The sequence below is a fragment of the Burkholderia sp. Bp8963 genome, assembly GCF_003854275.1.
Classification (GTDB): Bacteria; Pseudomonadota; Gammaproteobacteria; order Burkholderiales; family Burkholderiaceae; genus Burkholderia.
This window is the reverse complement of record NZ_QTQP01000003.1, coordinates 193993-218771: the sequence shown is the minus strand read 5'-3', so window position 1 is coordinate 218771 and position 24779 is coordinate 193993. Positions and strand designations below refer to the sequence as shown.

Genomic DNA, 24779 nt, shown 5'->3' with positions numbered 1-24779 from the left:
ACGAACCTCCTTGCCGCGATTTTTGCCGCGCCCTCGATCGATCCCGTTCGGCGGTGGCGCGCATGCGCATCGACACGCGATGCGAGATGCGCGCCGCCCGCTCGTTACGCGTGCTCCAGTCGGCCGGGCGCACGGGAAACGCCGGACGGGATGTCAGAACGAAGCGACCCATAGATAGAGAAACAGCGTGTCGTTGTCCCTCGCATTGCGCCCGTTGCCGTCGTAGTTGGTGGTCGCACCGAGGAACTTGGTGAAATGCGTGTATTGCAGGCCGACGCGCACGTACTGAACGGGTATCCAGAAGATTTCCGGCGTCCAGCCCTGCGTGTTCGGATGGAAATTCGCGCTGGCCGAGTACAGCGTGCTGTCCGGCGTGCCGGTCGTATTGAAGAACGACAGGCTCACGCCGTATTTGGCCTGGTAGATGTACGACGCCTTGAGCCGCAGCGAGTTGAGATTCGCCGCCGTGTTGTCGGCCAGCACGAAATTGTTCGGATCGTGAATGTTTTCACGCACGTAGCGCGCCTGCGCGGTGACCGTGTGCGGTTCCAGCAGGTACTGGTACTGCGCGTCGAAGCCGTAGTCGCGATAGCGTGTCGCACCCGTGCCGAAAATCGGGAAATTGTTCGGGTCGTTCGGATAGACGTTGACGCTGAACCCGAACGCACCAACCATCACGCTATGGGGCCCCCAGTCGTGCGTCAGTGCAATGCGCGCATACGGGTTGTAGCCGCGCAGATAGGTCTGCGGGTGGTCCGGGTTCCCTGCCCGGTTGCCCTTGCTCAGGAACGACCAGATGCCGTCGGCCGTGCTGTATGCGGTCAGCTCGGCATAAACCGTCTTGTTCCAGTACAGGTACGCACCCGTGCCGACGACCTGCATCGCGAGGCCCCCTTCGATGATCGGCGTGGCCGGAACGCCGGCAACCGGGCTGATCGCCGACCCGACGTACGGATAGCTCCAGGCCGGCGCGGTGTTGAAGACGTCCTGCACGGTCGGATTGTTGTGCAGCGTCAGGCCGAGGATCAGATCGTTCGACGGCGACATGATCCGGTCGACGAAGCGGAAATCGGTGTTGTCCGATGCCCACCAACCTTTCCATTTCCCGCTGCCGGGGTCCTGATGATCGTAGTTCGCATAGGTGAACTGAGCGAAGCCGCCGATCTTGTCGGTGATCTTTCCGGCGAGGAACACGCTCGCAAAATCGAAAATCGGCAGGCCATTCTTCGGCGTGATCGGATTGCCGTTCGCGTCGCTGTTGGCTCTCGTCTTGCTCAGGTCGCCGACGGCCATCGCGGCGATCGGAATCGTGCGCTCGCCGAGCGTATAGCCGTTCAGCTTGAACATGCGCCCATACGGCGTGAGTTCCGGGAACTGCCCACCGGCATGACAGGCGACGCAGCTTTGTCCGGTCTGGCGCGCGAAGATCGGCAGCGCCTGTGCGATGGACACCTGCAGCAATGCGAGCGCCGCGAGCACGACCGTCCAGCCACGACGTAGCCAGTGATGTCGCGTGCCACGGCCGACAAGAATGCTTGTCATGGCTGATTCCCTCCCCCAACGCCCTGTGTCGTTACGCTCCGGCGTGACGTTCGAACGTCACATGGTGTCTTCATTGTGCGAGCAGCCGACCGGAGGCGGCATGGGGCAACCCCCTCTTATTACGATCTGATTTCTACCCGATCCGCGCGCAACGTGGCTGCTCAGGAAGCGATCAAGGGACGATCCAGTCCCCGTCAGCCGAGACTTTCATGCGATCCGGCCCGGCGAACCGCACGATATAGCCGCCCTTCGACGCGAAGGTTTGTCCGGACGCGAGCGTCAGGCGCGGATAGTAGCCGGTCAGGATGCGGCGTTCGAGCATGTCCTGGATGCGCTCGACGAGGTACTCGCGTACGAACGCGTCGACCAGATGGCTGAGCGTCTCGGCGAGCAGGCCGCACGCGAGATACGTGTCCGCCTGCACCTGCGGCGCGACCATCGGGATCTGCCGGATCGTGAACCAGCCGAACGCAAAGTCGACGCGCACGCGCCGTCCTTCGGGCAAGTCGAACGGGTACGCGAGCCGCGTCACGCCGCGCCAGCTCGTCGGCAACGGCGTGTTGTCGAGCCCGCCGAGGAGCCCCGACATGAAGACCGTGTCCGACACGGGCTGCACATGGTCGAGCGCCGCGATGTCGGGCGGCCGCAGCCACAGCACGAGCACGTCGTCGCGCGATATCCGATGCAACGCGTGTGCGACGCTGTCGCCGCGGGCGAGCACGTGGTTCGACACCGCGATGCCGTGGCCTTTCAGCGCCGCAGCCAGCGCCTGTGCGCCCCGCTCGCCGTTGTCGCCCGCGCGATAGACCTGCCACACCTTCTTCACCGCTTTTGGCGCCGGCCTTGTATCGGCTTCGTCGAGAATGCGCTTCGCGATCAGATCGGCCTCGAGCAGCACGCCCCTCGAGAAGTACACGGAATAGAAGTCGTGATCCGTCCCGACCGGCACTTCGACGTTCGGAAACAGGCAAGGCACGGCCTCCTGTTCGCAGAAGTCGTGGACGGGCGCCCAGTTCCGGCCGCCCAGTCCCGACACGACGGCCAGCACGGGTTGTCGCGCGAGAAACTGTCTCAACTGCTCATGCCACGTGTCGGGCGGCCCCTTGAGCTCCCACACGTGCAGTTCCCAGCGGCGATTGACCATGAACATCATCTTGCGCGTCGAGCGCAGCGCCGGCGTCGTGCCGAACGGAAACGTATTCTTTTCCGCGAAGTAATGCTGAAGCACGTCGAGCATGCCCGCCCGCTTCACCGGGTCCGCATCGGGCGTGACGATCGTCGCGAAATGCAGCACCGTGTCCGTCACGCCCGACGGCTTGTGCTGGTCGAGGCGTTGCAGATAGCCGGTCAGCGCAGCCATGTCGGCGTCGCTGAGCGCGTAGTGCGGCATCAGGTTGCCGAGCGGCCGGCCTTCCGAGTCGACTCCTTCGCGTATCGCTCTCGCGAGCAATTCTTGTGTGTACGGCTCGCGATCGGTGCGCATGCCCGTAACATACGGAATGTCGAGATCCTCCGCGGTTTGCGCGCGCGGATGAACCAGGTAGCGCCACGTGATCGGCGGGATCGTGTTGTTGCCTTCCTTCGAGCCCAGACCGCTGCGCCGGTGACAATTGATGCACGCGGCGGCGGCGCCGTGCAGGCGCACGCCGTCTGCGTGCACTGCTTCGAGCGGCTCGCCCGAGCCGAGAATGCCGCGCTGGAAAATGGCCTCCCCCGCATCCAGCGGTGCGATAGTCGCCGCCACCTCGCCGCAGGCCGCCTCGCCCGCGATCACGCTCAGCGCGGCCAGCAGCATGCACCGCACGAGCATGCGCGACGCGAGCGGGCGCGCGCCCACGAGAGCGCGCAGTCGCTGGCGGATGCCGTTCATGGCTGTGGCGTCGGATGGCCGGTGGCCGGCTGCGCCGGTGCCGCGTTGGCATCGATCGAAACCGGACGGCGCTGCCCCGGCGTTGCGGGCCGGGCGAAGATCATGTCGTCGAGCGGCGGGTTCAGCGTCACCTTGTCGATGAACAGCGTGTCCTTGTTCGGCGACGCCGCCGCACCGCTTTCGATTTTCAGCGGTATCTGCAACCCGTCGATACGCTTGTAGTTGCTGTAGGTCATCTCGACCGTGACCACGCCGCGCGGGCTGCGCACCTGGCGGTCGGCCTTCACGTCCAGGAACGTCTGGCCGTCGATCCACAGATGGCGAATCGCGCCGGAAGGCAGCTTCACCGCAAGGCGATACGCACTGTGCCCGTCCAGCTGATCGACGCCGTCCAGCGTCACGCCGACGCCCTTCGCGTCATGGTCGATCAGCAGCCCGTCGATCACCTGCTCGTCGCGCGCGGACGTCAGTTCGTCCACCGTATAAGGCCGCACGTTTGCGCCGCCCCCGCTGCGCGCGCCCAGCTTCCAGCCTTCGTGGCCGTCGAACACGCGCACGGCCTTCTGGTTGTACACGGTGATCTCGAAGCGCGTCTTGTTCGGGCGTTTCATCGCGAGGATGAACGGCATGTCCCGCACCGGCGAGTTCGCGCTGTCCACATGGCCCGACCAGACCATCGTCTGGATGTTGCGCCACGCGTCGAGCCCACCTCGCGCCGCGATGTTCTTCTCGACGACCTGGTCCGCACTCAGACCTTGCCCCGGTATTTGCTCGCACGCACACAAGGCCGCCGCCGCGCAGGCGGCGACCACCCACGATCGGATTCGTGTCATGGCCTTCACCTCGTCCGGATATCGGGCGCTTGGCTCGTCACCTTGGCAAAGGAGAGCGGCGGCTTGCCGAACAGCGTGTCGTCGGCCGGCTGGTTCATCGCGACATGGTCGATCGTGATCTTGTGCGTCTGCTTGACGCCGCTGACGACAGTCTCGAGCGTGTGCGGCACGACGACGCCGTTCTCCTTCTTGTAATCGCGATAGAAGACGGCAACGCTGTGCGTCTTGCCGTCGAGCACGCGCGGCTCGCCTTCGATCTTCAGTTCGAGAAAGCTCGCCGCATCGACCCACAGGCGGCGCTCCGCGCCTTCCTTCGTCGTCAGCTTCAGCACGTACGCGCGGTGGCCTTCCACCTGCTCGGTGCCGAGCGCCTGGATCGTCGTGCCCTTGTTCGCGTAGTCGATCAACGGGCCGTCGAGCTCGGCGGATGCGGCGGCGGACTTGAGCTGCGCCGGCGTATACGGCACGACCTCGTTGCGTCCGAGGAACGGCTTGACGGTCCAGCCTTGCGCGCCGTCGAACACCTGCAGCGCCGTCTGCTGCTCGAACTGGATTTCGAGCCGGCTCTTGTGCGGACGCTTCAACGTCAGCGTGAACGGCAGCTTGACGTTCTTTTTGCCGCCCGCATCGAGCTCGCCCGTCATCTTCATCGACGACACCGCTCGCCACGCCTGCAGCCCTCCGCGGGCCGCGACATTGCGTTCGACGATCTGCGCCACGCTCAGATGCGATGCCGATGGCGCCTGGGCATTCCCCGCTGCCGATGCCGCGAAGGCGGCCTGGCTGCAAGCCAAAATGCCGGCGACGCACGCCGCCGGGATCGACTTGAAAAGAAACCGGTTCATGACTTGTCTCCTCGCAGGCAATCCGCCGGCCCCCGCCGTGCGGCCTGCTGCGCTTGGGTGTGATTACTCGACCACCAGACCGTCGATATGGAGCGAACCGACCAGCACGCTGACCCGGTCGCCGCGCTTGATCGGCCCTCCCTTGTTGGAAAACACCATCCAGTACTCCTGACCCGCCTCCAGCTGGCCCGACTGTCGCAGCGCACCGATCTGGTCCATCACCGGAACCACGAGCATCGCGTGGCTCGCTTCCCCGTACAGATAGGCAGTTGCCTTGGGGTCGGCGAGTTGCTGCGCCTTCTGCGGATCGGTCACCCGGTAGCTGAAGCGGATCAGGTTGCCCGATGCGGTGCTGCGCACGTGCAGGTCGCTGATGCCTTTCGCCAATTGGTAATACGCCTTCGCCTCTCGCGGCAGGCTCACGGGCGCGTACGGCGAGTGCACGCGAGCGGCCGGCGTGCCCTGCCCGGCCTGCCCGGCCGCGGCCGGCAGAGGCCGGACCGTGGCGAGGCAGGCGCCGCTCGCGAGCAGCAGCGCCGTTGCCATGTGGAGGGGCGCGCGCTTCATGGCAGCGTTCCCAATACGTTGTTGAGCGCCGCTGGCAATGGCGCGGGTGCCGGCACGTTAATCGCGGGGGCCGGCACGTTAATGACCGGCACCGCCGCCGGCGCGGGAACCGGCACGTTAATGACCGGCAACGCCGCTGGCGCCGGAAGCCGCACGTTGTTGAGCGGTGCCGCCACTGGCGCGAGGATCTGCGGGAGAAGGCTGGCCAGGCCGGACGGCTGACTCCCCAACGCGAGCGGATCGATCGGGTTGCTGCCGAGCGCCCCGGACCGCACGAACTCGACCGCGCCGATGTCGTAACCGCTGTCTTGTCCCTGTTGCCCTTGTTGCCCTTGTTGCCCCTGTTGGCCTTGCAAGCCTTGTGGACGTGGCGTGCCGAAGATGTCGTGATTCGGTGCGCCGGCTCCCGTGGCTGCGCCGATCGCCGGCGACGTGCTCTGGATCGAGTAGTTGCCCATCATCACGTTATAGCCAGGCTTGCCCGCCAGCGCCTCGTTGAACAGCGACAACGGTCCGTACGACATGTTGATCCACTGGTTGCCTTCATCGGGCGTCGCCGTCGGCATCAACCCGAACAACGGGTTCGGCAGCACCGCGTCGGCAATCCCGGGCGGCACGGCAAAGCCGTTTCCGTTGAGTTCCGGCGGCACGCGCGAGCCGTTGCAGTACTGGCCGATCGTCTGCGGGTTCTTCGCAATGTTGCCGTTCCCTGCGTAACCTTGCGTGCTGGTCAGGATCGAGTGCTGCGGCGTCATCGTTAGCCCCGAACTGTGGTTGCCGGGCCCCGTATCGCCGTACGCGCCGATGTCCCAGTAGGCGGGCGGAGTCGTGCCACCCGTCACGCAGAAGCCGGTCGACGTTCCCTTCTGGTTCAGCACCGGGTTCAACGTGACCGCGTTCTGCACGCCCGGGATGGTCGGGTCCGGTTTCGCGCTCACCGAGATATAGAACGAGCGGTTTTGCCAGAACAGGTCGTTGGTCAGCACCGGGTTCGAGAACTTCTTGCAGGTCAGGTCGTTTCGCACCGGACACCCGACGGTCCCGGTGAAGCCCACGGGCGGCGTGAGCGCGGCCATGAGGAGCTGCGAGTTGGGTGCGGTCTCCAGGCCGGCCGGCTGCGGCGTCGACTTCTCGATGTAGCTCGTGCACGTCGTTTCCGAGCTGTTCGGGCTGGTCGTGCATCCCGGCGGCAGCACGTTCGATTGCGACGCAGCCGGCGTATTGAAGAGCACGCCCGCCGACGCCGTCGCATCGTTCGCGATCACCGTGTTGTTGATGAAGTTCACGCGCAACGCATCCTGCAGCGATACGCCGCCGCCCGACCAGCCTGCCACGTTGTCCGCGATGATGTTGTTGATCACGTTGACCCGATACCACTTCTGCGGGTTGCCGAGGTTGCGCTGCACATCCGTGCCGTTGACGTTCTGCAGCCGCAGGCCGCCGCCCTTCCCGCTTTCCGCGGTGTTGCCCATGATCAGGTTGCCGTCGACCAGGATATCCGGGCCGACGCCGTCGGACAGCTGCGGCGCGCAATCGACGTCGACGGTGGAGTTCTCGCAGAACGTGCCGTCAGGCGGCACGCCTTCCACGATCATGCCTCCGCCATATGTCGGGAGCGTCGGGTTGTTGCTCTGGTTGAACAACACCACGTTGTGCGACAGGTCGCCGTTGTAGCTGAACCCGAAGTGCGCGACGCCGCCGCCGTCACCGCCGCTGACGTTACCGCATACCCAGTTGTAGTTGAAGTGGTAGTAGTCGGCACCCGAGCAGAAGGTCACGCCGCCGGCCGACGCTGGCGTGGTCGAATTGATTTCGTCCCCATACGAAGCGTTCGACGTGACCGCGTTGTGATGGACGTTGACGTTCGTGTTGTACAGGAACGGCAGTTGCGTCACGCCGTCCGGCGCGATGGACCCGTCCGGCACCTCGACCTGGCCGATCGTGATGCCGCCCGTCAGCGTGCCGGCATTGCCTGTCACGCGGTTGTTCGATACCTCCGTGTAATGGTTCCAGCCATGCAGGAAGATCCCGCCGCCGCCTTGCGAGCTGTTGGTGAACGTGATCCCGTCGATGCGCGACGGATTGCAGATGAAGCTGCTGTAGTTCGGGTTGTTCTTGTCCGTCGTGCAATCGCTCGTCTTGAGCGGCGTGCAGATGCCGTTTGCCTTGCAGTCCGTGCTCGGCTGCACGCCCTTCGCCAGCACCGTGATGCCCGCGCCTTCATACGCACCCATCAGTGACGGCTCCATCAGCAGTTCGCCGAGGTTGCCGTTTTGCATGCCGTCCCAACCGATGGTCGGCTCGAACGGGATCGGATCCGCGTGGCCCTGCTTGTCCGCCGTGCACTGGTTCTGATAGGTGCCGGACGGATCATACGGGTTGTTGGCCGTAATCGGCCCGCCGTTCAGCGACGTGCCGAACAGGCACGCGATCAGCCTGCGCCACGGATCCAGCTTGCCCGACGGATGCGTGTTCGCGTTGACCGTCACCGACGGCGCGCCGACACCTTGCAGCCGGACCGGCTTCCACATCACCAGCATCTCGTTGTACGTCCCCGGACCGACGACGATCAGGTCGCCCGCGTTCGCGCTGTCGATCGCGCTCTGGATCGCGTTGTTCGCGCCGTTCTCGCCGTTGACGTAGGTCGGCGCCTTGCCGCCGATCGTCACGGTGACCGTGTCGATCGACCGCTTGCCGTTGCTGGCCGTGATCACGAGCTCGCCGCACTGTGTCGGTGTAGTCACGCCCATCTGCTGGATCGTGCAGGTCGAGGGTGCCTTCATCGTCGGCGGGAGCGGGATGCTCAGGTCGGGCACATTGACGACGATCGTCTGGTCGCTCCACCTCACGACATGCGCATTGACACCTGCGATCGTCACCTTTCCCTGCGTACCTCCGAAGCCGTAGTGGCGCGTGATGAACTTCTGGTTGAACGGCGGCGTGGGCGTGCTAGGTCCCGAGTACGCATTGTTCGGCACCTGCTGGTCGCCCAGCGCGGTGATCGTCAGCGTCTTGCCGGGTGCGCTGACCCACGGGCCCACACCGTCGCCGTTCGCGCTCGAGATCGCGGGCGTCGCATCCGGATACGCACAGTCGGGCTGGTTGTATCCGTCAGCGAAGGCCTGCACCGGCACCACCGGCGTATCCATGTACTGCGTCTGTCCAGGCATGAACGGAATCTCGTAGCAGAACTGGCTGTATGCCGGGTTGTACATCGGATCGGCAATCGTCTTGCCGGGGTTCTTTGGATCGGGGATCGGGCCCGGGTCGTTCATGCACGCGACCATCATCGTCGGTGCATAGCCGGTCGGGTTCGGAGGATTGACTTCCCAGGTCGAGAACGTCAGCCCGTTGTAGATGCCCCATTGATCCGAATACGTGCGCGAGATTTCATTGCCGGAGAAATCCTTGAACGAAACCGGCACGTTCGGCACCGCGAACTTCTCGCCGAACTGCGGCGAATACGGATCGAACTCCGACGAGAAGTCGTCGAGCATGAAGCCCGTATAGTGCGCGGACACATGCGTCGAGCTGAAGATCCAGAACTTCGCGAGCACCGATTCCTCGTTCGTGAGCACCACTTCCTTGCGATCGCACAGATGCCGCGATGCACCCGCGAACGGCGCGACCTCCTGCGATCCCGGGAACAGGCTGATGTAGTCCGGCACGATGCGCAGCGCGCCGACGCACGGCCAGAACCGCTCGACGCTGCCGGTGTCGCCTTCGGCATGCGGCGTCGAACCGAGGTTCGTGGTCGGGTTCTGCGCGTTGTTGATGTTGTAGGTCGAGTTCACCGCAGCCTGGTCGGGGAGGATGAAGATGTTGCCGATCCCGCCGAACTGCTGCGTCACCGGCGCGATGTAGTTGTCGCCGATCAGGATGTTCTTGTCCTCCTCCTTCACCAGTTCGTAGCCCGGCGGCACGATGATCTCGACCACGTACTTGCCCGGAGGCAGCATCGGCGTATGGTCGACGGGATTCAGGTTCGTCGTGCAGATCTTGCAATTCGTCCCCGTTGCCGTCGGCTTGCCGCTTGAATCCGTCGCCGTCACGCTCGGGAACTTGTACGCTCCGTCATACGGCGCCGGCTGGATCTGGTTGAACACGTGCATGCCGTCATAGCACTTGTATTGCGCGCTCGAGGGCAACTGACGATGCAGCGGATCGAGCCAGTTGGTGCTCTTCTGCAGCGTGAACATGAACGGGTCGTTCGGATCCTGTCCCGGGCAGTTCATGTTCGGCGTCACCTTGTCGGCGCGGAAGCCCTGCGCCCAGTCGTCCCAGCTCGATGTCTTGGTCGTGTCCACCAGCGTCAGGTTCGTGGTGCCGTCCGTGGCGGTGCCCTCCTGGTACAGGTTCACCGTGACGTTCGGCACGTCGGGCGTCCATTTCGTGTGGATGAGCAGCGTCGGATCGTCGAACGGCCGCGTCGATGCGTAGATCACCTCGCCGCGGATCCCGCCGTTCTCATTCGGCGCAAACAGTCTCTTGCCGTACTCGATGAACGAGTTCTGGCCGGAGAAGCCCTGCCACGCCTCCGACGTCACCCACGGCGGATCGACCCGGCCGGTCGAACCGGTGCCGGTGGTGCTGCAGTCTGCGTCCGCGCAGTACCGGGCACCCGGCACCTGCAGGTTTGCCGGCAGCGAGAAGCGCTCGGCCGTGTTCGCGAGGTTCGCGGCAATCGTCGACGTCCGGGCGCCCGGCACCGTGGTGCTGTCGACCACGCCGCCCGCGTCATAGACCACGTGCGTGCCTGTCGGCGCATAGCGCGTCATGTCGTCGTCCACCACGTACCAGTTGAACAGCGGAAACACTTCGTTGAACGGCGCGATGCCGTTGGCGTCCGTATTGTTGAAGTTCGAGAAGCTGCCGTCGCGAAACCGCATATTGACCGAGGCCAGTGCGATGGGCGCGTCGTTGGTTTCGTCCCAGATGCCTGTCAGGTTCTTGTCAATGAAGGTCCGTGTATAGAGGTTCGTCTGCCACTGAAGCACCGGAATCTCGCCAAGGTCGACCGTCGTGCTCCCGTTGGCAGCAGGAAGCTGCACCGCCTTCGCGAGCCCGTCGACGATCTGGTCGTTCCATTGATCGAAGATCGTGATGCGCGTCGTGCCGCTGGGCAGGTTGCTGATCGTGAACTTGCCCTTGTCGTCGCATTTCGTGAAGCCGTAATCCTCGCCGTCGGGGTCGCCGACGCTCACGTAGCACTGCGAGAAGGCCAGCGAATCGTGCGACCCGCTGCTGTACAGGTTTTCGTTCGGCGGACGGCTGTAGTGCAGGTTCGTGACGGTGCCCGTGATCGTGTTCGGGCACGGGCCCGTGTCGCACAGACCTGTCTTCGACGCATTGGTCCGCCGCGCGTTGATGGTCTGCGGATTCGCGAAGCCGATCGACACGTGATAGCCGGCCGGCCCGAACTCCTGGAAGTACGCGGGCCCGCCGACCTTGATGAACGCGTCATGCGCCTTCTGTCCGTCGAGCGTGTTGGTCTGCAGCCATTCCTCCCCGCGGCCGATCCGGTCAGCCGCCGGCGTCGCGATCACGCCGTAGCGGCCCGGCATCAGGTTCGCAATGACGGCCTGACCGACGAGCGGCGACAGCGTCTTGCCGTCGGATTCGTATTTCGGGCAGGTCGGGATCATGCCGACCAGGCCGCCGGCCTGCGCCGTGATCGGGCATGCGTTGAGCCCGGTGAGCGGGTCGATGGTGCCCTGCAGCGAATTCGACAGCGGCATGTTGAACATGTCGTAGGTCATCTGCCCGGTCGGGTCGCCCGTGCCCCCGGCGTCGTCCCAGAGCTTGATCTCGAATCCGCCGAGACCGGGTTCACGCGCCGTGCCGAAGCCGTCCGAACCGCCGCTGACGTCCACTTCACCGTTGAGCGGCGCATCGTCCTCGAACACGAACACCGAGAGCTTCGCGGTCTGATACGGCGTTTCCGTCAGCAGCACGTTGAGTTGCCCTGCTTGTCCGGCCGCGGTCTGTCCGGCCCGCGCGGCCGCGATCTGCGCGGGCGCGATCGGCGCGCCGCCCATGCTGTGCCCGCACTTGCCGGTGCCCGGCGCAAAATCCGGGCCGATCGGGCCCGACGGGCAGTCCAGCGCAATGCTGAACTGCCGCGCGCCGTTGTACGGTGCGCCGCCGGCGTTCACAAACGTGTTGCCGGCGTCGCCAGGCATGATCGAGATGTAGTAGTGCTTGGTCGGATCGAGCGCGACGTATTTCGGATCGACGGGCGCCTGTTGTGTGGGGTTCAGGCCGGTGGTGCGGCACACGCCGTTGCCGACGTCGCAGACGGCTGCCATATGCTTTTGGTGCGTCGGGTCGTACACGGTCTGGCCGGATTCGCACGCGACCACGCCGACGCAGCCCGCGGCCACCACCGGCATGTAGCTCGTGTGGAAATTCGTGCCGAGACTCGGGACCGGCAGAGGCGGACAGTAAGACGGCCGCCCCGTCGACGAGTTCACCTGGCAGGCCGGATCGATCTGCATCGTGCGGTCTTCCTCGATGATCCAGCGATAGTCGGTGAGCTTGACCGCCTTGTTGGGGAACACGGCATCGGGCGCCATGCTCGGCGCATCCATCACGTTGACCACGAGCCCGCTACCGGGATTGAAGGTGACTGTCACTGTTCCCGTGGTCGTGCTTTGCACCTTTTGCGTATTGGTGACCTTGTACTGGAACGTTACCGTCTGCGCAGCTGCGTTGCTGGTGGCAAGCGGCGGCGTCGTCGGCGTGGCAGTAAACGATCCGTCCGGATTCAGCGTCACAGTGCCGTTCTGCGTCGTCCCGACGAGCTGCGCCGTGAGCGGCAGCCCGGCCGGATCGCTCGCGCTGGCGAGCACGCCGGGCGCGCCGACCTGCATTTGCAATGCGATGTTGCTCGTGAAGCTGGCGTTGCCCGCCGTTGGCATCGACATGCAACCGTTGCTGCTGGTGCAGGCCTTCAGCGTTACCGTCCCCGTCACCATCCCCGTCGCCGCTTTCGCGCCGTTCGTCGATTGATAGGTGAAGGTGTCGTCGGTCGTGCCGGCGGAAAGATAGGTGAACGTGCCGTCAGTGTTCAGGGTGAAACCGTTAGGGACAGCGAATTTAGGCGCGGTCGCGAGCGTCACACCGTATACGCCAGTATCGCTCGCGATCACCCCCTTGGCCGGGTCCGAGACCGTCAGGGTCACGTTCGGCACGAAGTAGTAGGTTGCGGGCGTGGTGGACGGGGTTTCACCGATGCCTGCGGTTGCCGACGGCATCGCGTTGTTGACCGCGATGTAACCTTGCATCCCGCCGTCGCGGAGATTGTTGGTCGACAGGCTCAGCTCGCGGTCGTACACAGGCAACACTCCCGCGGCCGGCGCGTTCACGATCACGTCGCTCGTCTTGCCGGCGGCCATGAACACGGAATTCTGAATGCGCGGATTACCAGGCAGCAGGTTGCCGTCCTCGGCGATGAGCGAGAACCCGGGAACAGGCGACGCGGCGCCCGTTTGCGCGCCGACCACCGCGGGAATGTGCATGCGCAGGCCGGCGTTCACGAGGCGCACGAGGATCTGCCCGGTCGATGCCGTCACGGTCGCGCTCGGTGGAAAGGCCGACACGTTCGGGTTCGTGCGGTCGAACGCGACGCCGTTGATCAGGTAATAGCGCGGATCGTAGTTCACTGCCGGCGGATAGCAGGTGCCGAACGACACGGACTTCGAATCGCCGCACCCGCCGGGTTGCCCCGACCACGCGGCCGTTTCGCTGAAGCCTTTGGTTGCAACGGCCGCGGCGACCGCTGCATTCTGAACCGGATCGATTTCGCTCATGACGAGCGGTACGTCGGCGTCATAGCAGGTCGGCGTATTCGAGGTCGCCGGTTGCGGATAGGCCTCCATCGTCGACTTGCAGGTCGTGGTGGCGACGCTCGGGCTCTTCACGACCAGCACGCCGTACAGGCCCATCGGCCCCTGGATCGACGGGTGCGTGCCCGATTCGAGCAAATAGGTTCCGGGCTTGAGGTTCGCCCAGGTGAGCGTCGTGTACGCCTTCGGATCGGTCGTCGGCGCCACCTCGGTTGCGAACGACTGGACGCGAGGCCCTTGCGAGGGTGGCGTGAATGCCGCGGGTGGCGACGTGTACGCGGTCGGCGCAGATGAGGTAGACGTGACGATCGGCCAGGTCGTCGCGGTTTGCGTCGGATGCACCGGACTCGCTACGGACGTCGCATGGTCGCCCAGCCCGCCGCCCAGTTGCCCGACGATGACGAGCGACGTCGGCACCGGGGTCGGCAGGTTGTTCGTCAGGTTGATCTGCAACGGCCCGGCCGACACGGTAATCACCACCGGCGACCAGTTCGCGCCGGCGGTCGTATTTGCCGCCGCGCAGGTCGCATTCGCGGCCGGCACCGTTGCGTTGGCAGCCGTCGTGCAGGTGTAACCCCACATCGGCACGGACTGTCCGTCCGGCAACAGCGCGGTGGAGGCTTTTGCCGTCAGATTGACGACCGCCGGCTGCGGGGCGGCCGCCTGTGCGAAACATGCGTCGCCGGCCGACAGCAACATCGATGCCGCGACCCCTGCCTTGAACAGATCAAGGAGCGTCGCTGTGAGCTTGATGGACCTCATCGCCTTTCTCCCCACCACTAATTGGATTCGTCGATCGGAAATACCGGGGGATCGACGAGCATCATCATCATCATTCCGCCTGGGAAGATGTTGTTCGTCGTGATCTCGCGCTCGTTATGCGAGTGCCACATGAATGCGAAGCCTGCTTCCTGCGACGGCGAGTTCAGGACCGTGCCGCTGGGTGGCGTCGTACCGTTCGGCCCTGTCGCGCGCACGGTCGCGTCCGGTCCGAGATACGGACTGCCGCCATACCAGAAGCCGTTCGTCAGGATGTTCGAGTCCGGCAGCGTGACCGGCCCGCCGCTGGCGACCTTGCCGAACGGCGCCTTCTCGAGCGCCTTGCCATGGTCCTGGCACCACTCGTAGTAGTTCGGCGCGTTGCGCGGGGCCCCCGACGCGGTCGTGTAGTAGCCGTTCGCGTCCGGGACGCAGACGCTGGTGTCGCCCGGGTAGCCGTGCCCGTAGACGTCCCAGTTCAGGCCCTTGCCGGTCCAGTAGAAGATCCCGTCCATCGTCAGGCCCGGCGTCGTGGTCGTCGTGAACAGCAGCGGGCCGGCCGGCAGTTGCGGCTTCGTCGGGTTGGTCGGGTCGACCGGGCTCAGCAGCAGGTTGCCGTCGCGCGCGAGCACGCGCACGTGGTTGCCGTGCTCGTGGAACGGATGCTGCCAGCGGCCCGTGCCGATGATCCGCAACAGCACCAGTTCGCCCGGATGCATGTGCGGGTTGCCGTTATACGGCTGGTGCGGATACTGCGGCGCGTAGTTCGGATCCATGTCGTCCGGCATCGAACGGCCATTGACCATGAAGTACGCCGGGTGATACGGCTCGGTCTCGACGGTCATGCAGCCGGTCGGTTTCTTGCACGACGAATTCACCAAAACCTGCTGCTCGGCCTGCTGGTGGATCTTCGGATCCATTTCGGAGAACTGAAATAGATACTCACGATCGTAGCAGGCCGCGCTGTTGTCGAATGCCGCCGGCGCGTTGCGGAAATCGTGCTGGCTGAAGGGCCTGCCCGTATCAGGGAACGCCATGCAGCCCGCCGTGTTGACCGATGTATTCGGCAGCACGATGATCGCGCCGTACATTCCCATCTCGACCTGCAGGTCGCCCTGCGTGCCGCTGTAATAGGTATGCGTGCCCGGCGTCGAGGCGACGAACGTGTAAGTGACCGTCCCGCCGCCGTTCGCTGCCTCCTGCGCCAGCAACCCGGGCACGCCGTTGGTAGCGGACACGACGAACCCCGGAAAGAGGATCGACGTGTTGCCAGCCGCAGCGGGCAGATTGTTGGTGAGCGTCACGGTGATGGTGTCGCCCTGCCTGACGATCAGCGTCGGACCGGGAATCTGCATCGTCGGACAGGTCGCACCTGTGATCGTCGACGGCGAGAAGACGGGCGGCGTGCCGCCCGCCGTGCAGCCGTAGCCCCACGAATAGACGCTTGTGCCGTCGGGCTGCGTGATGCGCGCTTCCGCGGCGGTGAGGTTGAAGACCTTGCCGGTAATGCCCGGCGCGGCGGCTTGCGCGTGCAGCGACAGCAACGCGGCAAGCGTTGCGACACCGACGCGTGCAAACCGTCCAAGGTGCGCGAGCGTCGCTGTCCACGCGCGGTGAGTGATGTGTCCCACGGCTTTTCTCCTCAGTGCAGGACTTCCCGGCCTGGCCTGCCCGATGACGCGGGCGGGCCGTGGTCATCAATTGCAAAGCTTCAAGCTCGGATCCACCGACTTGCAGATGTGGACCTCGGTCATCAATCCGCCGAAATTCTCCTGATCGTTCGACAGATGGTCGAGATTCGGCGTGTACAGGTAGAAAACCTGACCCGCGTGGTATTTACCCGGGTCGCTGGCATCGAGAATCAGGTCGAGCGACTCGCCGCCGCCGAGCGTGATCGAGTTCGTGTCGTATGCCATGTTGTTGCCGGCCATGTCGCGCAGCAGGCGGGCGTTGATCCCGATCACATGCATCGGGATGCCGAGCGACGCCAGCGTCTGGTATTCCGTGACGTCGAGATCCGAGATCCGCAACAGCGCCCTGCCGCCAGCCGGAATGTTGATGACCGATGGCAACGGTTGCGAGAAATGCATCGCGGCATCCGATGAGGGTGTCTGCATCGACCCTTCGGTCACCGTGTCCGGATAGCTGCGGCCGTTCAGCAGGAAGAACTTGTCCTTCATGTCGGTGAACGGCTCCGGATTGAACGTCATGCCGACGAAGTGGAAGTTCGGATCGAAACCGTGTATCTGGACCGGATATTCGACGTCGTACGCAGTCGAGCCGTCGCCGTCGTTGTACGCATAAAGCGGCAGTTGCGGCGTCGCAGCCCCCGGGGCCACGGTGATGTTGGCGTTGGGTATGCGTGCGGCCCCGTTGTCCTTCGGCGGCAGCGGTGTCGAGCACAGAATGTCGTTGCCGCAGCGGGTTCGCAGGTCGGACTGCTGGGTGACCAGTGACGCGTATAACGACTGGCCCTGGGGCACGCGGTCCTGGCGCGGCCGCACGAAGATCTGGCCGACCATGCCCATCTGCAGGTGCTCAGGCGGCGTGATGTGGCAGTGCCAGAAGTAGGTGCCCGCATCCGGTGCGAGGTAGTAGTAGGTGAAGCTCGCGCCGATGTTGATCGCGACCGACGCATCCGGCACGCCGTCATAGAACGACGATGCGTTCGGATAGCCGTGGAAGTGCACCGTGTGCCGTTCGAACAGGTCCGGGCGCATGATCATCCCGACGTTCGTCAGCGTGAGGAAGAACTCGTCGTCTTCGTCGATCGCCATCAGCGGCGCCGGTTCGTTGCCGTTCATCACGCCGATGTCCATGATCTGACGCGGATCGACGTGACCGGTCAGCAGGGCGTTGCCGGTCAGCCCGGCGGCGGCGGCCTCCGGATCGGGCACGAGGCCGACCGCGCCGTTGTAGGTCAAATCGTTTTTGGGATCGCCGACCGTGTTGAACACCGACGCGAGCTCCGTGCCGGGCAGGCCGGCCCGGATGTCCGCGAGCCCGGACAGCGGACCAAACGCGAACAGGTAGGTCTGCACGCCATTGGCCATCGTCGCATAACCGTCGCCGCCCGAGATCTGCTGGCACTTGATCGCGCCGTTCACGGTGCCGGTTGCGGTGGAGTTCTGTCCTGTATAGGTCGGCTTCGTGTAGGCCGGTTCGCCTACGCCGGGCGCCAGCGCAGTCGGGTGGGATGGCGTGGTGAACGGACACTGGACGCGAAACGACTGCGCGAACGACGGGACTGCGCACATCAGACACAGCAGTGCCGCCACACTGCTGCAAGCCATGCGGGTACTGAACATATGACCTCCATCCTTGGGGTCAACCAGCGATACGCGCTGGACGCCATGCTCTGCTGCGAACGCGGGCTGGTGACGTCTTCGCACTGACCCGTATCTGGATTCTGCAGATGCGCGCGACAGGCCGGGATGGGGCACCCCCCTACTTTTGAATAGGGGGGTGCCTAGCGAATGGGGAGGCGCTTTGCTCCGCACGGGGGTTGGCGCGCGGCCGTCGGGCTGTCGCGGGCGTCGGGAACGCGGCGGGCTTTCGTCATATCAGAGCGGATGAGCCACTCGGGGGCGCGGGAAGCGGATGCACGCCTGGAAATTCCGTGTCCGCGCTAGACGTTCGGGTAAACGTTCGGCTTCGTCAGGCGGTATCGAGACCAGACGCGTTTTCCGATCGCCCAGTTTTGTACAACAATCGTGCTGTATTGATAAAAAACTTATCTCAAGAGGATGATGGAATCGCAAACTGACCCATCTCGAAATCGCACGAATCACGCCGCCGAAACACCGTATCGAGTGTTCATTCCAATCGGTGGCGCCCGCGAGCGTCCGCGCTCATTATTGTCAGATCAGGAATTCCGCATTCCGAGCGCTCCTCTTCCCGCGCGCCGGAGGGTTTCCTACAGTTGCCAAAGTTGCCCCAAGCCAGGAGCGCCCCGGAACGACAGCACGCCAGCGCCGCCGTCCGGATCGCCTTTCCCTCTGAAACGGATCTGCCCATGACTTCACGGCCTCTCTATTTCGACGATCTCGCGCTCGGCGACACCTTCGTCACCGGCGCACACGAAGTGAGCGCATCGGACATCAAGCGCTTCGCGGCGGAATTCGACCCGCAGCCGTTCCACCTCGACGAAGATGCCGCGCGCGACACGATGTTCCGCGGGCTCGCCGCGAGCGGCTGGCATACCGCGGCCATCACGATGCGGCTGCTGGTCGCCAGCGGACCGAAGCTGGCCAATGGCATGCTCGGCACCGGCGTCGAGATCGCATGGAAGCTGCCGACGCGCGCCGGCGACGTGCTGCACGTCGAAAGCGAAGTGGCTGAACTGACCCCTTCCCGCTCGCGCCCGAACTACGGGACGCTGGCGCTGCGCTGCAAGACGATCAACCAGCATGGCGAAGTGGTGCAGGACCTGACCGCCAGGATGATCGTCGAGCGCCGCCCCGCGTGATGCGCATCGCCCGACGCCATTCAGCGCGCTAACGGCGTTCAGCCGCCCTTCTGCAGCCCAGCCGCGAAATTCCACGTTGACAGTATGCATATGCATAGGTAACTATCCGTCACATGCAGCGCACCTGTCAACGCAAGCGAGGAACGCATCATGAGTACACGCGAAGTCGTGATTTGCCACCCCGTCCGCACGCCGATCGGCACGTTCAATGGATCGCTGAAGGACACGCCCGCGACCGAACTCGGCTCGATTGCCGTGCACGAAACCCTGCGGCGCAGCGGCCTCGACGGCGCGGCTGTCGATACGGTCGTGATGGGCAACGTGATCCAGGCCGGCAACAAGATGAACCCCGCACGGCAGGCGTCGATCGGCGCGGGCGTACCCGTGCAGGTTCCCGCGCTGACGGTCAACCGGGTCTGCGGATCCGGCGCGCAGGCGATCACGACTGCCGCGCAGGAGATCATGCTGGGCTTCGCGCAGGCTGCAGTCGCGGGCGGCATGGAGAGCATGGAACGTGCGCCGTACCTGCTCGACGGCGCGCGCTGGGGCTACCGGATGGGCGAAGCGCCGATCCATGACAGCATGCTGCGCGACGGTCTCGTCGATGCGTTCTCCGACAAGCATTCGGGGTGGCATACCGAAGATCTCGCGAGCCAGCTCGAGATCTCGCGCGACCGTCAGGACCGCTGGGCGCTCCGCTCCCAGCAGCGCTTCTCTGCCGCGCTCGCGGGTGGGAAGTTCGATGCCGAAATCGTGCCGGTCGACATCCAGCAGCGCAAGACGCGCATTGCGTTCGCCCGTGACGAGACGCCCCGCCCCGATACGACGCTCGACACCCTCGCGAAACTGAAGCCCGCGTTCCGCCCGGACGGCACGATTACCGCGGGCAACGCGCCGGGCCTCAACAGCGGCGCATCGGCGATGCTGGTTGCGGATCGCGCGTTTGCCGATGCGCACGGGATCGTGCCGAGCGCCCGGCTCGTGTCGTTCGGCGTCGCCGCTGTCGAACCCGGCATGTTCGGTCTCGGCCCCGTGCCGGCGGTGAAGATCGCGCTCGAGCGAGCCGGCTGGGTGCTGCGGGATGTCCAGCGTTTCGAGATCAACGAAGCGTTTGCGGTCGTGCCGATCGCGGTCGCCGGTCAGCTCGGCATCGACGAGGAGATCGTCAACGTCGAAGGCGGTGCGGTCGCGCACGGCCATCCGATCGGCGCGACGGGCGCGGTGCTCACGACCCGCCTGATCCATTCGATGAAGCGCGACGGCATCACGCGCGGCGTCGTGACGCTTTGCATCGGCGGTGGCCAGGGCATTGCGCTCGCGATCGAAGTGCTGTGACGCGGATCAGCCATGCGGGATGGACTGGAAGCTGGGCCGGAAGATGGGCCGGGAATGCCGCAGCGCCCGCTATGCATGGCGCTTCTCATGCTCCAGAAGCCACTGCTTGCGGGCGAGCCCGCCACCAACCGGTGAGTGCCCCATCCTTCCCGATCACCCGTTGACGTTCGCCGCCACCATTTGTTACCGCGACGCAAGACTGTTGCTCCATGGTGGGTCTTCGTAGCCGGTCCGGATGCGCCTAAATTTCGTTCCATCGGATTCGTTGATCCGGTCGGCACTGAAGCCGAAATCCATTGAACAATCGAGGCAAATCATGAGCGCATCCAAAGTCGTCATCGTCACCGGCGCGTCGCAAGGCATCGGCGCCGAAACCGTGAAGGCGTTCCGCGCACGCGGCTATCGCGTCGTCGCGACGTCCCGTTCGATCGAACCGTCGAACGGTCCCGATCTCGTTACCGTCGCCGGCGACATCGGCGATCCGGACACCGCGCGCCGCGTCGTCGCGACCGCGATCGAACGTTTCGGCCGCGTCGACACGCTCGTCAACAACGCGGGCATCTTCATCGCGAAACCGTTCACGCAATACACGGCGGAAGAATACGCAGCGATCAACAACGTGAACCTGAACGGCTTCTTCTATATCACGCAGCGCGCGATCGACGCGATGCAGAAGAACGGCGGCGGCCACGTGGTCAGCATCACGACGAGCCTCGTCGATCACGCGAACAGCAACGTGCCGTCGGTGCTCGCGTCGTTGACGAAGGGCGGCCTGAACGCCGCAACGAAATCGCTCGCGATCGAGTATGCGAAGGCAGGCATTCGCGTCAATGCCGTGTCGCCGGGCATCATCAAGTCGCCGATGCACGCGGTCGAAAGCCATCCGACGCTGGCTGCGCTGCATCCGGTCGGCCGGATGGGCGAGATGAGCGACATCGTCGGCGCGCTGCTCTATCTCGACTCGGCACCGTTCGTGACCGGCGAGATCCTGCACGTCGATGGCGGCCAGAGCGCCGGCCACTGAGCACGGCCGTGCGTCGTTCGAGTGTGACGTGAGCGGCGGGAGCGGCCTGCCGCCCAGCCTCAGCGCGCCCGCTTGCCCGGCGCCTGCGCCAGATGCTCGACGAGGTAATCGACGAACACCCGCACGCGCGACGACAGATAGCGCGCATGCGGATAGAGCAGGATGAACGGCCGCGACCTGCCGCCGTAGTCGGCAAGCACCTCCACGAGCCGCCCGTCGCGCAGGTCCTGTTCGACGATGAAGCGGTACGTCTGGAACAGCCCCGCCCCGCTGCGCGCGAGCGTCACGCCGGACAACACGTCGCCGGACGTGCCGTACGCGCCTTTCGTCGCGACGTCGAGTTCGCCGGACGCGTCCCGGAATGCCCACAGCAGGTTGCGGCCGCTGCTCGGCAGTTCGAACTGGATGCAGTCGTGCGCCTGCAGATCGTCGATCGATTTCGGCTTGCCCGCGCGCTTCAGGTAGCCGGGCGTCCCGACCACGACCATCTCGGCATCTTCGAGCTTGCGCGCGATCAGGCTCGAATCGTCCGGCGCACGGCCCCGAATCGCGAGATCGAAGCCCTCGTCGGCGAAGTCGATGTTGCGGTTGCTCAGGTGCGCTTCGACTTCGACGTCCGGATACTGCGCGCGGAACGCCGGCAGCAGCGGCAGTACGCGATAGTGTCCATAAGGCGTCGGCATGCTGATCCGGACGACGCCGGCGGGCGTGGTTTGCTGGCCCGTCGCTTCGCGCTCCGCATCGACGAGTTGCGACAGTGCCTGCCGGCATTGCTCGAAATAGCGCCGCCCCGAGTCGGTCAGGCGAATCTGCCGCGTCGTGCGCACGAACAGGCGTACGCCGAGACGCTCCTCCAGCCGCGCAACCGAGCGGCTCACGGCCGCCGGCGTGACGCTTGCGGCGGTCGCCGCCAGCGTGAAGCTGCCGAGTTCCGCCGCCAGGCAGAACAGCTCGATGCTGCCGAGCAGCAGGTCGTCGAATTTTCGTTGCATGCGCTGTTCCGTGGCGTCTCAGGTGCGTCGCTGGGGCCGGCGCGGGTCCGCCGGCATTGAAACGCGGGCACGCGCGAGCGCTGCGCTGAGTGTGCACGAAGATCGTGCGGGAATAAAGCCGCCCCCGACATGACCAAGGCGACGCCGGCGCCGCATTCCGCCGGGTTCCGCTGCATTCGTTACATCGCGTCCCGATACCTTTGCACCGATGACATTTACCGCTGGCGGTCGCGCAACTACAGTGCCTGACAGGCATTCGGCGTGCAGCACACCGCGCCACCCGACCACGCTTGCTTCCATACCGCAAAGGAGAACGACATGACTGTCCAGCAAAAACTCGCCGAACTCGGCCACACCCTGCCCGTTCCGCCCCAACCGATGGGCAACTACACGGCCGTCAGCGAAGCCGGCAATCTGCTGTTCATTTCCGGGCAGGTGCCGCTCGCGGACGGGAAGATCGCCTATGCGGGACGCGTCGGCGAGCAGCTGTCCGTCGAAGAAGGCCAGCGCGCGGCGCAGCTCGCCGCGTTGAACGTGCTGGCGCAGATCGACCGACATCTGGGCGGATTCGATCGCCTGCATCACATCGTACGCGTCGAAGGCCACGTGAGCTCCGCGGCAGGATTCCACGGCCAGCCAGCGGTGATCGACGGCGCGTCGGACCTGTTCGCGGCCGTGCTGGGCGACAAGGCCGGACATGCACGTTCCGCGTTCTCGCACGCTCAGTTGCCCGGCAATGCAGCGATCGAGATCGTCGTGATCGCGCAGATCCTGCCGGCCTGAAACCCGCGCGCCCCCGCGGCGGACGCATGTGCCGCGGGGGCGCGACGCCCTTCGCTCCGGGATGCGCGCACCGTGCGTGCAAGCGACGCGTCCCGCCCATTTCATTGCGAACCCGATTTAAGTCGCATGCGATGTACTCGAATGCGCTTGACATCGCTGCTCTTCTCGTCCAATATGCATCGCATGCGATTAAATCGCATGCGTTAAAAACCTTTCTTCTCCCAAGGAGTTCACGATGAGCAGGATCGAAAATGTGCTGTACACCGGCAAGACGCATACCTCTTCCGGTGGCCGTGACGGCGCGGTGCGCAGTTCCGACGGCCGGCTGGATCTTCAACTGTCGTCGCCGGGCAGCGCCGGCCGCGGCACGAATCCGGAACAACTGTTCGCCGCAGGCTGGTCGGCCTGTTTCATCGGCGCGATGCAGCTTGCCGCGCGTGCGTCGAAGATCACGCTGCCGGCGGATCTCGCGGTCGATGCCGAGGTGGATCTGGGCACGGCAGACGGCGCGTATTTCATCCAGGCGCGCCTGAACGTCAGCCTGCCTGGCCTCGATCGGGATGTCGCGCAGCGCATCGTCGATACTGCGCATCAGACCTGCCCGTACTCGAAGGCGACGCGGGGCAACATCGACGTCGCGATCAACATCGTCTGAGCACATCCATGAACCTGCCGGACGACCGCGGCCTGCCGGCCCGGCCCGTCGGCGCGAATGCAACCGAATCTCTCCTGTCGAGGTCAACCATGAAGATCCAACTGATTGCTGCCCTTCTCGTCGCTGCTGCGGCGTCCGTTACCACTCCCGCGTTCGCCAACGGCGACGCCGCGTCATCCGGCACGGTCACCCGCGCGCAAGTTCGCGCGGAACTGGCCCAGCTTGCCGAGGCGGGCTTCCGGCCGAACCGCCCGAACGATCCGCACTATCCGGACGACATCCAGGCAGCGCTGCGGCAGATTCACACGAGTGACGCCGTGGCCGTCGATACGTCTGCGTCCGGCTATGGCAGCGACGGCGGTGCCGTCACGGAAGGCGGTCGCCCGAATGTGATGCGCAGCGCCGAACGTTCGATTTACTTCGGTCATTGAGCGGATCGCCGGTCGGGCAAATGCTGTCAGGACGGTTTGCGAATGACCGAGCGGGATGTCGTCTCGCAAGCGTTGGTGTCACTGAAGTCCTGCATAAATATCGCATGCGATGTAGTCACATGCGATATTTAATCGAGTCGCTTCGTATTATGAAAACCCCCGGCTTACACGCGTAGGACCGGGGATATTCCCGGCCCGCCGCTCCTCTCCACCGATCACGAATGCCTGTTCCGCGGAACGGCGGCCGCGCCGCCGCCCCACGTCACGCCTGTTCCTGCTCTTCGACGGAACGAATGAGGTTGTTGCGCAGCGTGACGATGCCCTTCTGCATCTTCGCGAATTCATCGGGCTTCAGGCCGGTGGCTTCGACGAGATCCATGTTGAGGCCCTTTTCGCGCAGGCGCCGGCCGTTTTTCGTCAGGCTGACGAGGACTTGCCGCTCGTCGGCGGGATCGCGCCGGCGCTCCAGGTAGCCCATCGCCTCGAGCTTCTTGAGGATCGGCGTCAGCGTATTGGATTCGAGGAACAGTTTTTCGCCGAGGCTGCCGACGGTCTGGTTGTCTTCTTCCCACAGCGCAATGATCGTGATGTATTGCGTGTACGTGAGGCCCAGTTCCTCGAGGATGGGCTTGTAGGCCTTGCCGAACGCGAGGTTCGCCGAATAGACGGCAAAACACAGGAAGTCGGACAGCTTCGGGGTGGTGCGCGGATTCGTGTCGGTCGATTTCAAGAGCGTGCTCCTCTGCAAAGATGGCTCGCGAATATCGACATTATATATCGCGTGCGATCTTATCGGAAGCGGTTGGAATTTGACCGGGCACCACTGCG

At 64.7% G+C, this 24779-nt stretch carries 16 protein-coding genes; 6 read left to right on the top strand and 10 right to left on the bottom strand.

Translation table 11 applies throughout. From position 1 onward, the window contains the following. Positions 1-153: 153 nt before the first annotated feature. From DID96_RS04300 to DID96_RS04265, 8 genes are all read right to left on the bottom strand, one after another. Positions 154-1542 carry a cytochrome C gene (locus tag DID96_RS04300; protein ID WP_185732168.1) on the bottom strand — a complete coding sequence of 463 codons (1389 nt, stop codon included), beginning with the start codon at positions 1540-1542 and terminating at the stop codon, positions 154-156. Between the two features lie 172 nt (positions 1543-1714). Further along, a complete protein-coding gene (locus DID96_RS04295) occupies positions 1715-3412 on the bottom strand; it encodes a c-type cytochrome (RefSeq protein ID WP_124598005.1) in 1698 nt (565 codons plus the stop codon). Continuing rightward, positions 3409-4245 (bottom strand): hypothetical protein, encoded by an 837-nt coding sequence (locus DID96_RS04290; protein ID WP_124598004.1) that lies wholly within the window; start codon positions 4243-4245, stop codon positions 3409-3411. The genes DID96_RS04295 and DID96_RS04290 overlap by 4 nt, the downstream gene beginning before the upstream one ends. A 5-nt stretch (positions 4246-4250) precedes the next feature. Continuing rightward, positions 4251-5090 carry an outer membrane lipoprotein-sorting protein gene (locus DID96_RS04285; protein ID WP_124598003.1) on the bottom strand — a complete coding sequence of 280 codons (840 nt, stop codon included), beginning with the start codon at positions 5088-5090 and terminating at the stop codon, positions 4251-4253. Between the two features lie 63 nt (positions 5091-5153). Then, positions 5154-5657: a hypothetical protein gene (locus DID96_RS04280; RefSeq protein WP_124598002.1), complete on the bottom strand. Its 504-nt coding sequence runs from the start codon at positions 5655-5657 to the stop codon at positions 5154-5156. Further along, positions 5654-14266: an Ig-like domain-containing protein gene (locus DID96_RS04275; protein ID WP_185732167.1), complete on the bottom strand. Its 8613-nt coding sequence runs from the start codon at positions 14264-14266 to the stop codon at positions 5654-5656. The genes DID96_RS04280 and DID96_RS04275 overlap by 4 nt, the downstream gene beginning before the upstream one ends. 17 nt (positions 14267-14283) lie before the next feature. After that, complete coding sequence (locus DID96_RS04270) at positions 14284-15894, bottom strand: multicopper oxidase domain-containing protein (protein ID WP_185732166.1); 1611 nt, start codon at positions 15892-15894, stop codon at positions 14284-14286. Between the two features lie 66 nt (positions 15895-15960). After that, positions 15961-17571, bottom strand: a complete 1611-nt coding sequence (locus DID96_RS04265; RefSeq protein ID WP_124598001.1) for a multicopper oxidase family protein — start codon at positions 17569-17571, stop codon at positions 15961-15963. A 707-nt stretch (positions 17572-18278) separates the two neighbouring features. Between DID96_RS04265 and DID96_RS04260 the strand changes: the two genes are divergently transcribed. From DID96_RS04260 to DID96_RS04245, 3 genes are all read left to right on the top strand, one after another. Next, positions 18279-18731, top strand: coding sequence for a MaoC family dehydratase (locus DID96_RS04260; protein WP_124598000.1), 453 nt, complete (start codon positions 18279-18281; stop codon positions 18729-18731). A gap of 150 nt (positions 18732-18881) precedes the next feature. After that, positions 18882-20066 (top strand): thiolase family protein, encoded by a 1185-nt coding sequence (locus DID96_RS04255; protein ID WP_124597999.1) that lies wholly within the window; start codon positions 18882-18884, stop codon positions 20064-20066. 316 nt (positions 20067-20382) lie between these two features. Beyond that, the gene (locus DID96_RS04245) at positions 20383-21090 is read left to right on the top strand and encodes an SDR family NAD(P)-dependent oxidoreductase (protein ID WP_124597998.1); all 708 of its coding nucleotides are present in this window, start codon (positions 20383-20385) and stop codon (positions 21088-21090) included. 59 nt (positions 21091-21149) lie between these two features. Here DID96_RS04245 and DID96_RS04240 read toward each other — a convergent pair whose 3' ends face one another. Further along, entirely contained in the window at positions 21150-22082 is a 933-nt protein-coding gene (locus DID96_RS04240) for a LysR family transcriptional regulator (RefSeq protein WP_124597997.1), read from the bottom strand. Between the two features lie 318 nt (positions 22083-22400). On the opposite strand from DID96_RS04240, the gene DID96_RS04235 reads away from it, so the two are divergent. The 3 genes from DID96_RS04235 (at position 22401) to DID96_RS04225 (ending at position 23951) form a co-directional block, all read left to right on the top strand. Then, complete coding sequence (locus DID96_RS04235) at positions 22401-22865, top strand: RidA family protein (RefSeq protein ID WP_124597996.1); 465 nt, start codon at positions 22401-22403, stop codon at positions 22863-22865. Positions 22866-23100: 235 nt separating this feature from the next. Then, positions 23101-23520, top strand: a complete 420-nt coding sequence (locus DID96_RS04230; protein ID WP_124597995.1) for an organic hydroperoxide resistance protein — start codon at positions 23101-23103, stop codon at positions 23518-23520. Between the two features lie 89 nt (positions 23521-23609). Continuing rightward, positions 23610-23951 carry a DUF4148 domain-containing protein gene (locus DID96_RS04225; protein ID WP_124598054.1) on the top strand — a complete coding sequence of 114 codons (342 nt, stop codon included), beginning with the start codon at positions 23610-23612 and terminating at the stop codon, positions 23949-23951. A gap of 262 nt (positions 23952-24213) precedes the next feature. Here DID96_RS04225 and DID96_RS04220 read toward each other — a convergent pair whose 3' ends face one another. Further along, positions 24214-24681 carry a MarR family winged helix-turn-helix transcriptional regulator gene (locus DID96_RS04220; protein ID WP_124597994.1) on the bottom strand — a complete coding sequence of 156 codons (468 nt, stop codon included), beginning with the start codon at positions 24679-24681 and terminating at the stop codon, positions 24214-24216. Positions 24682-24779 lie beyond the last annotated feature (98 nt).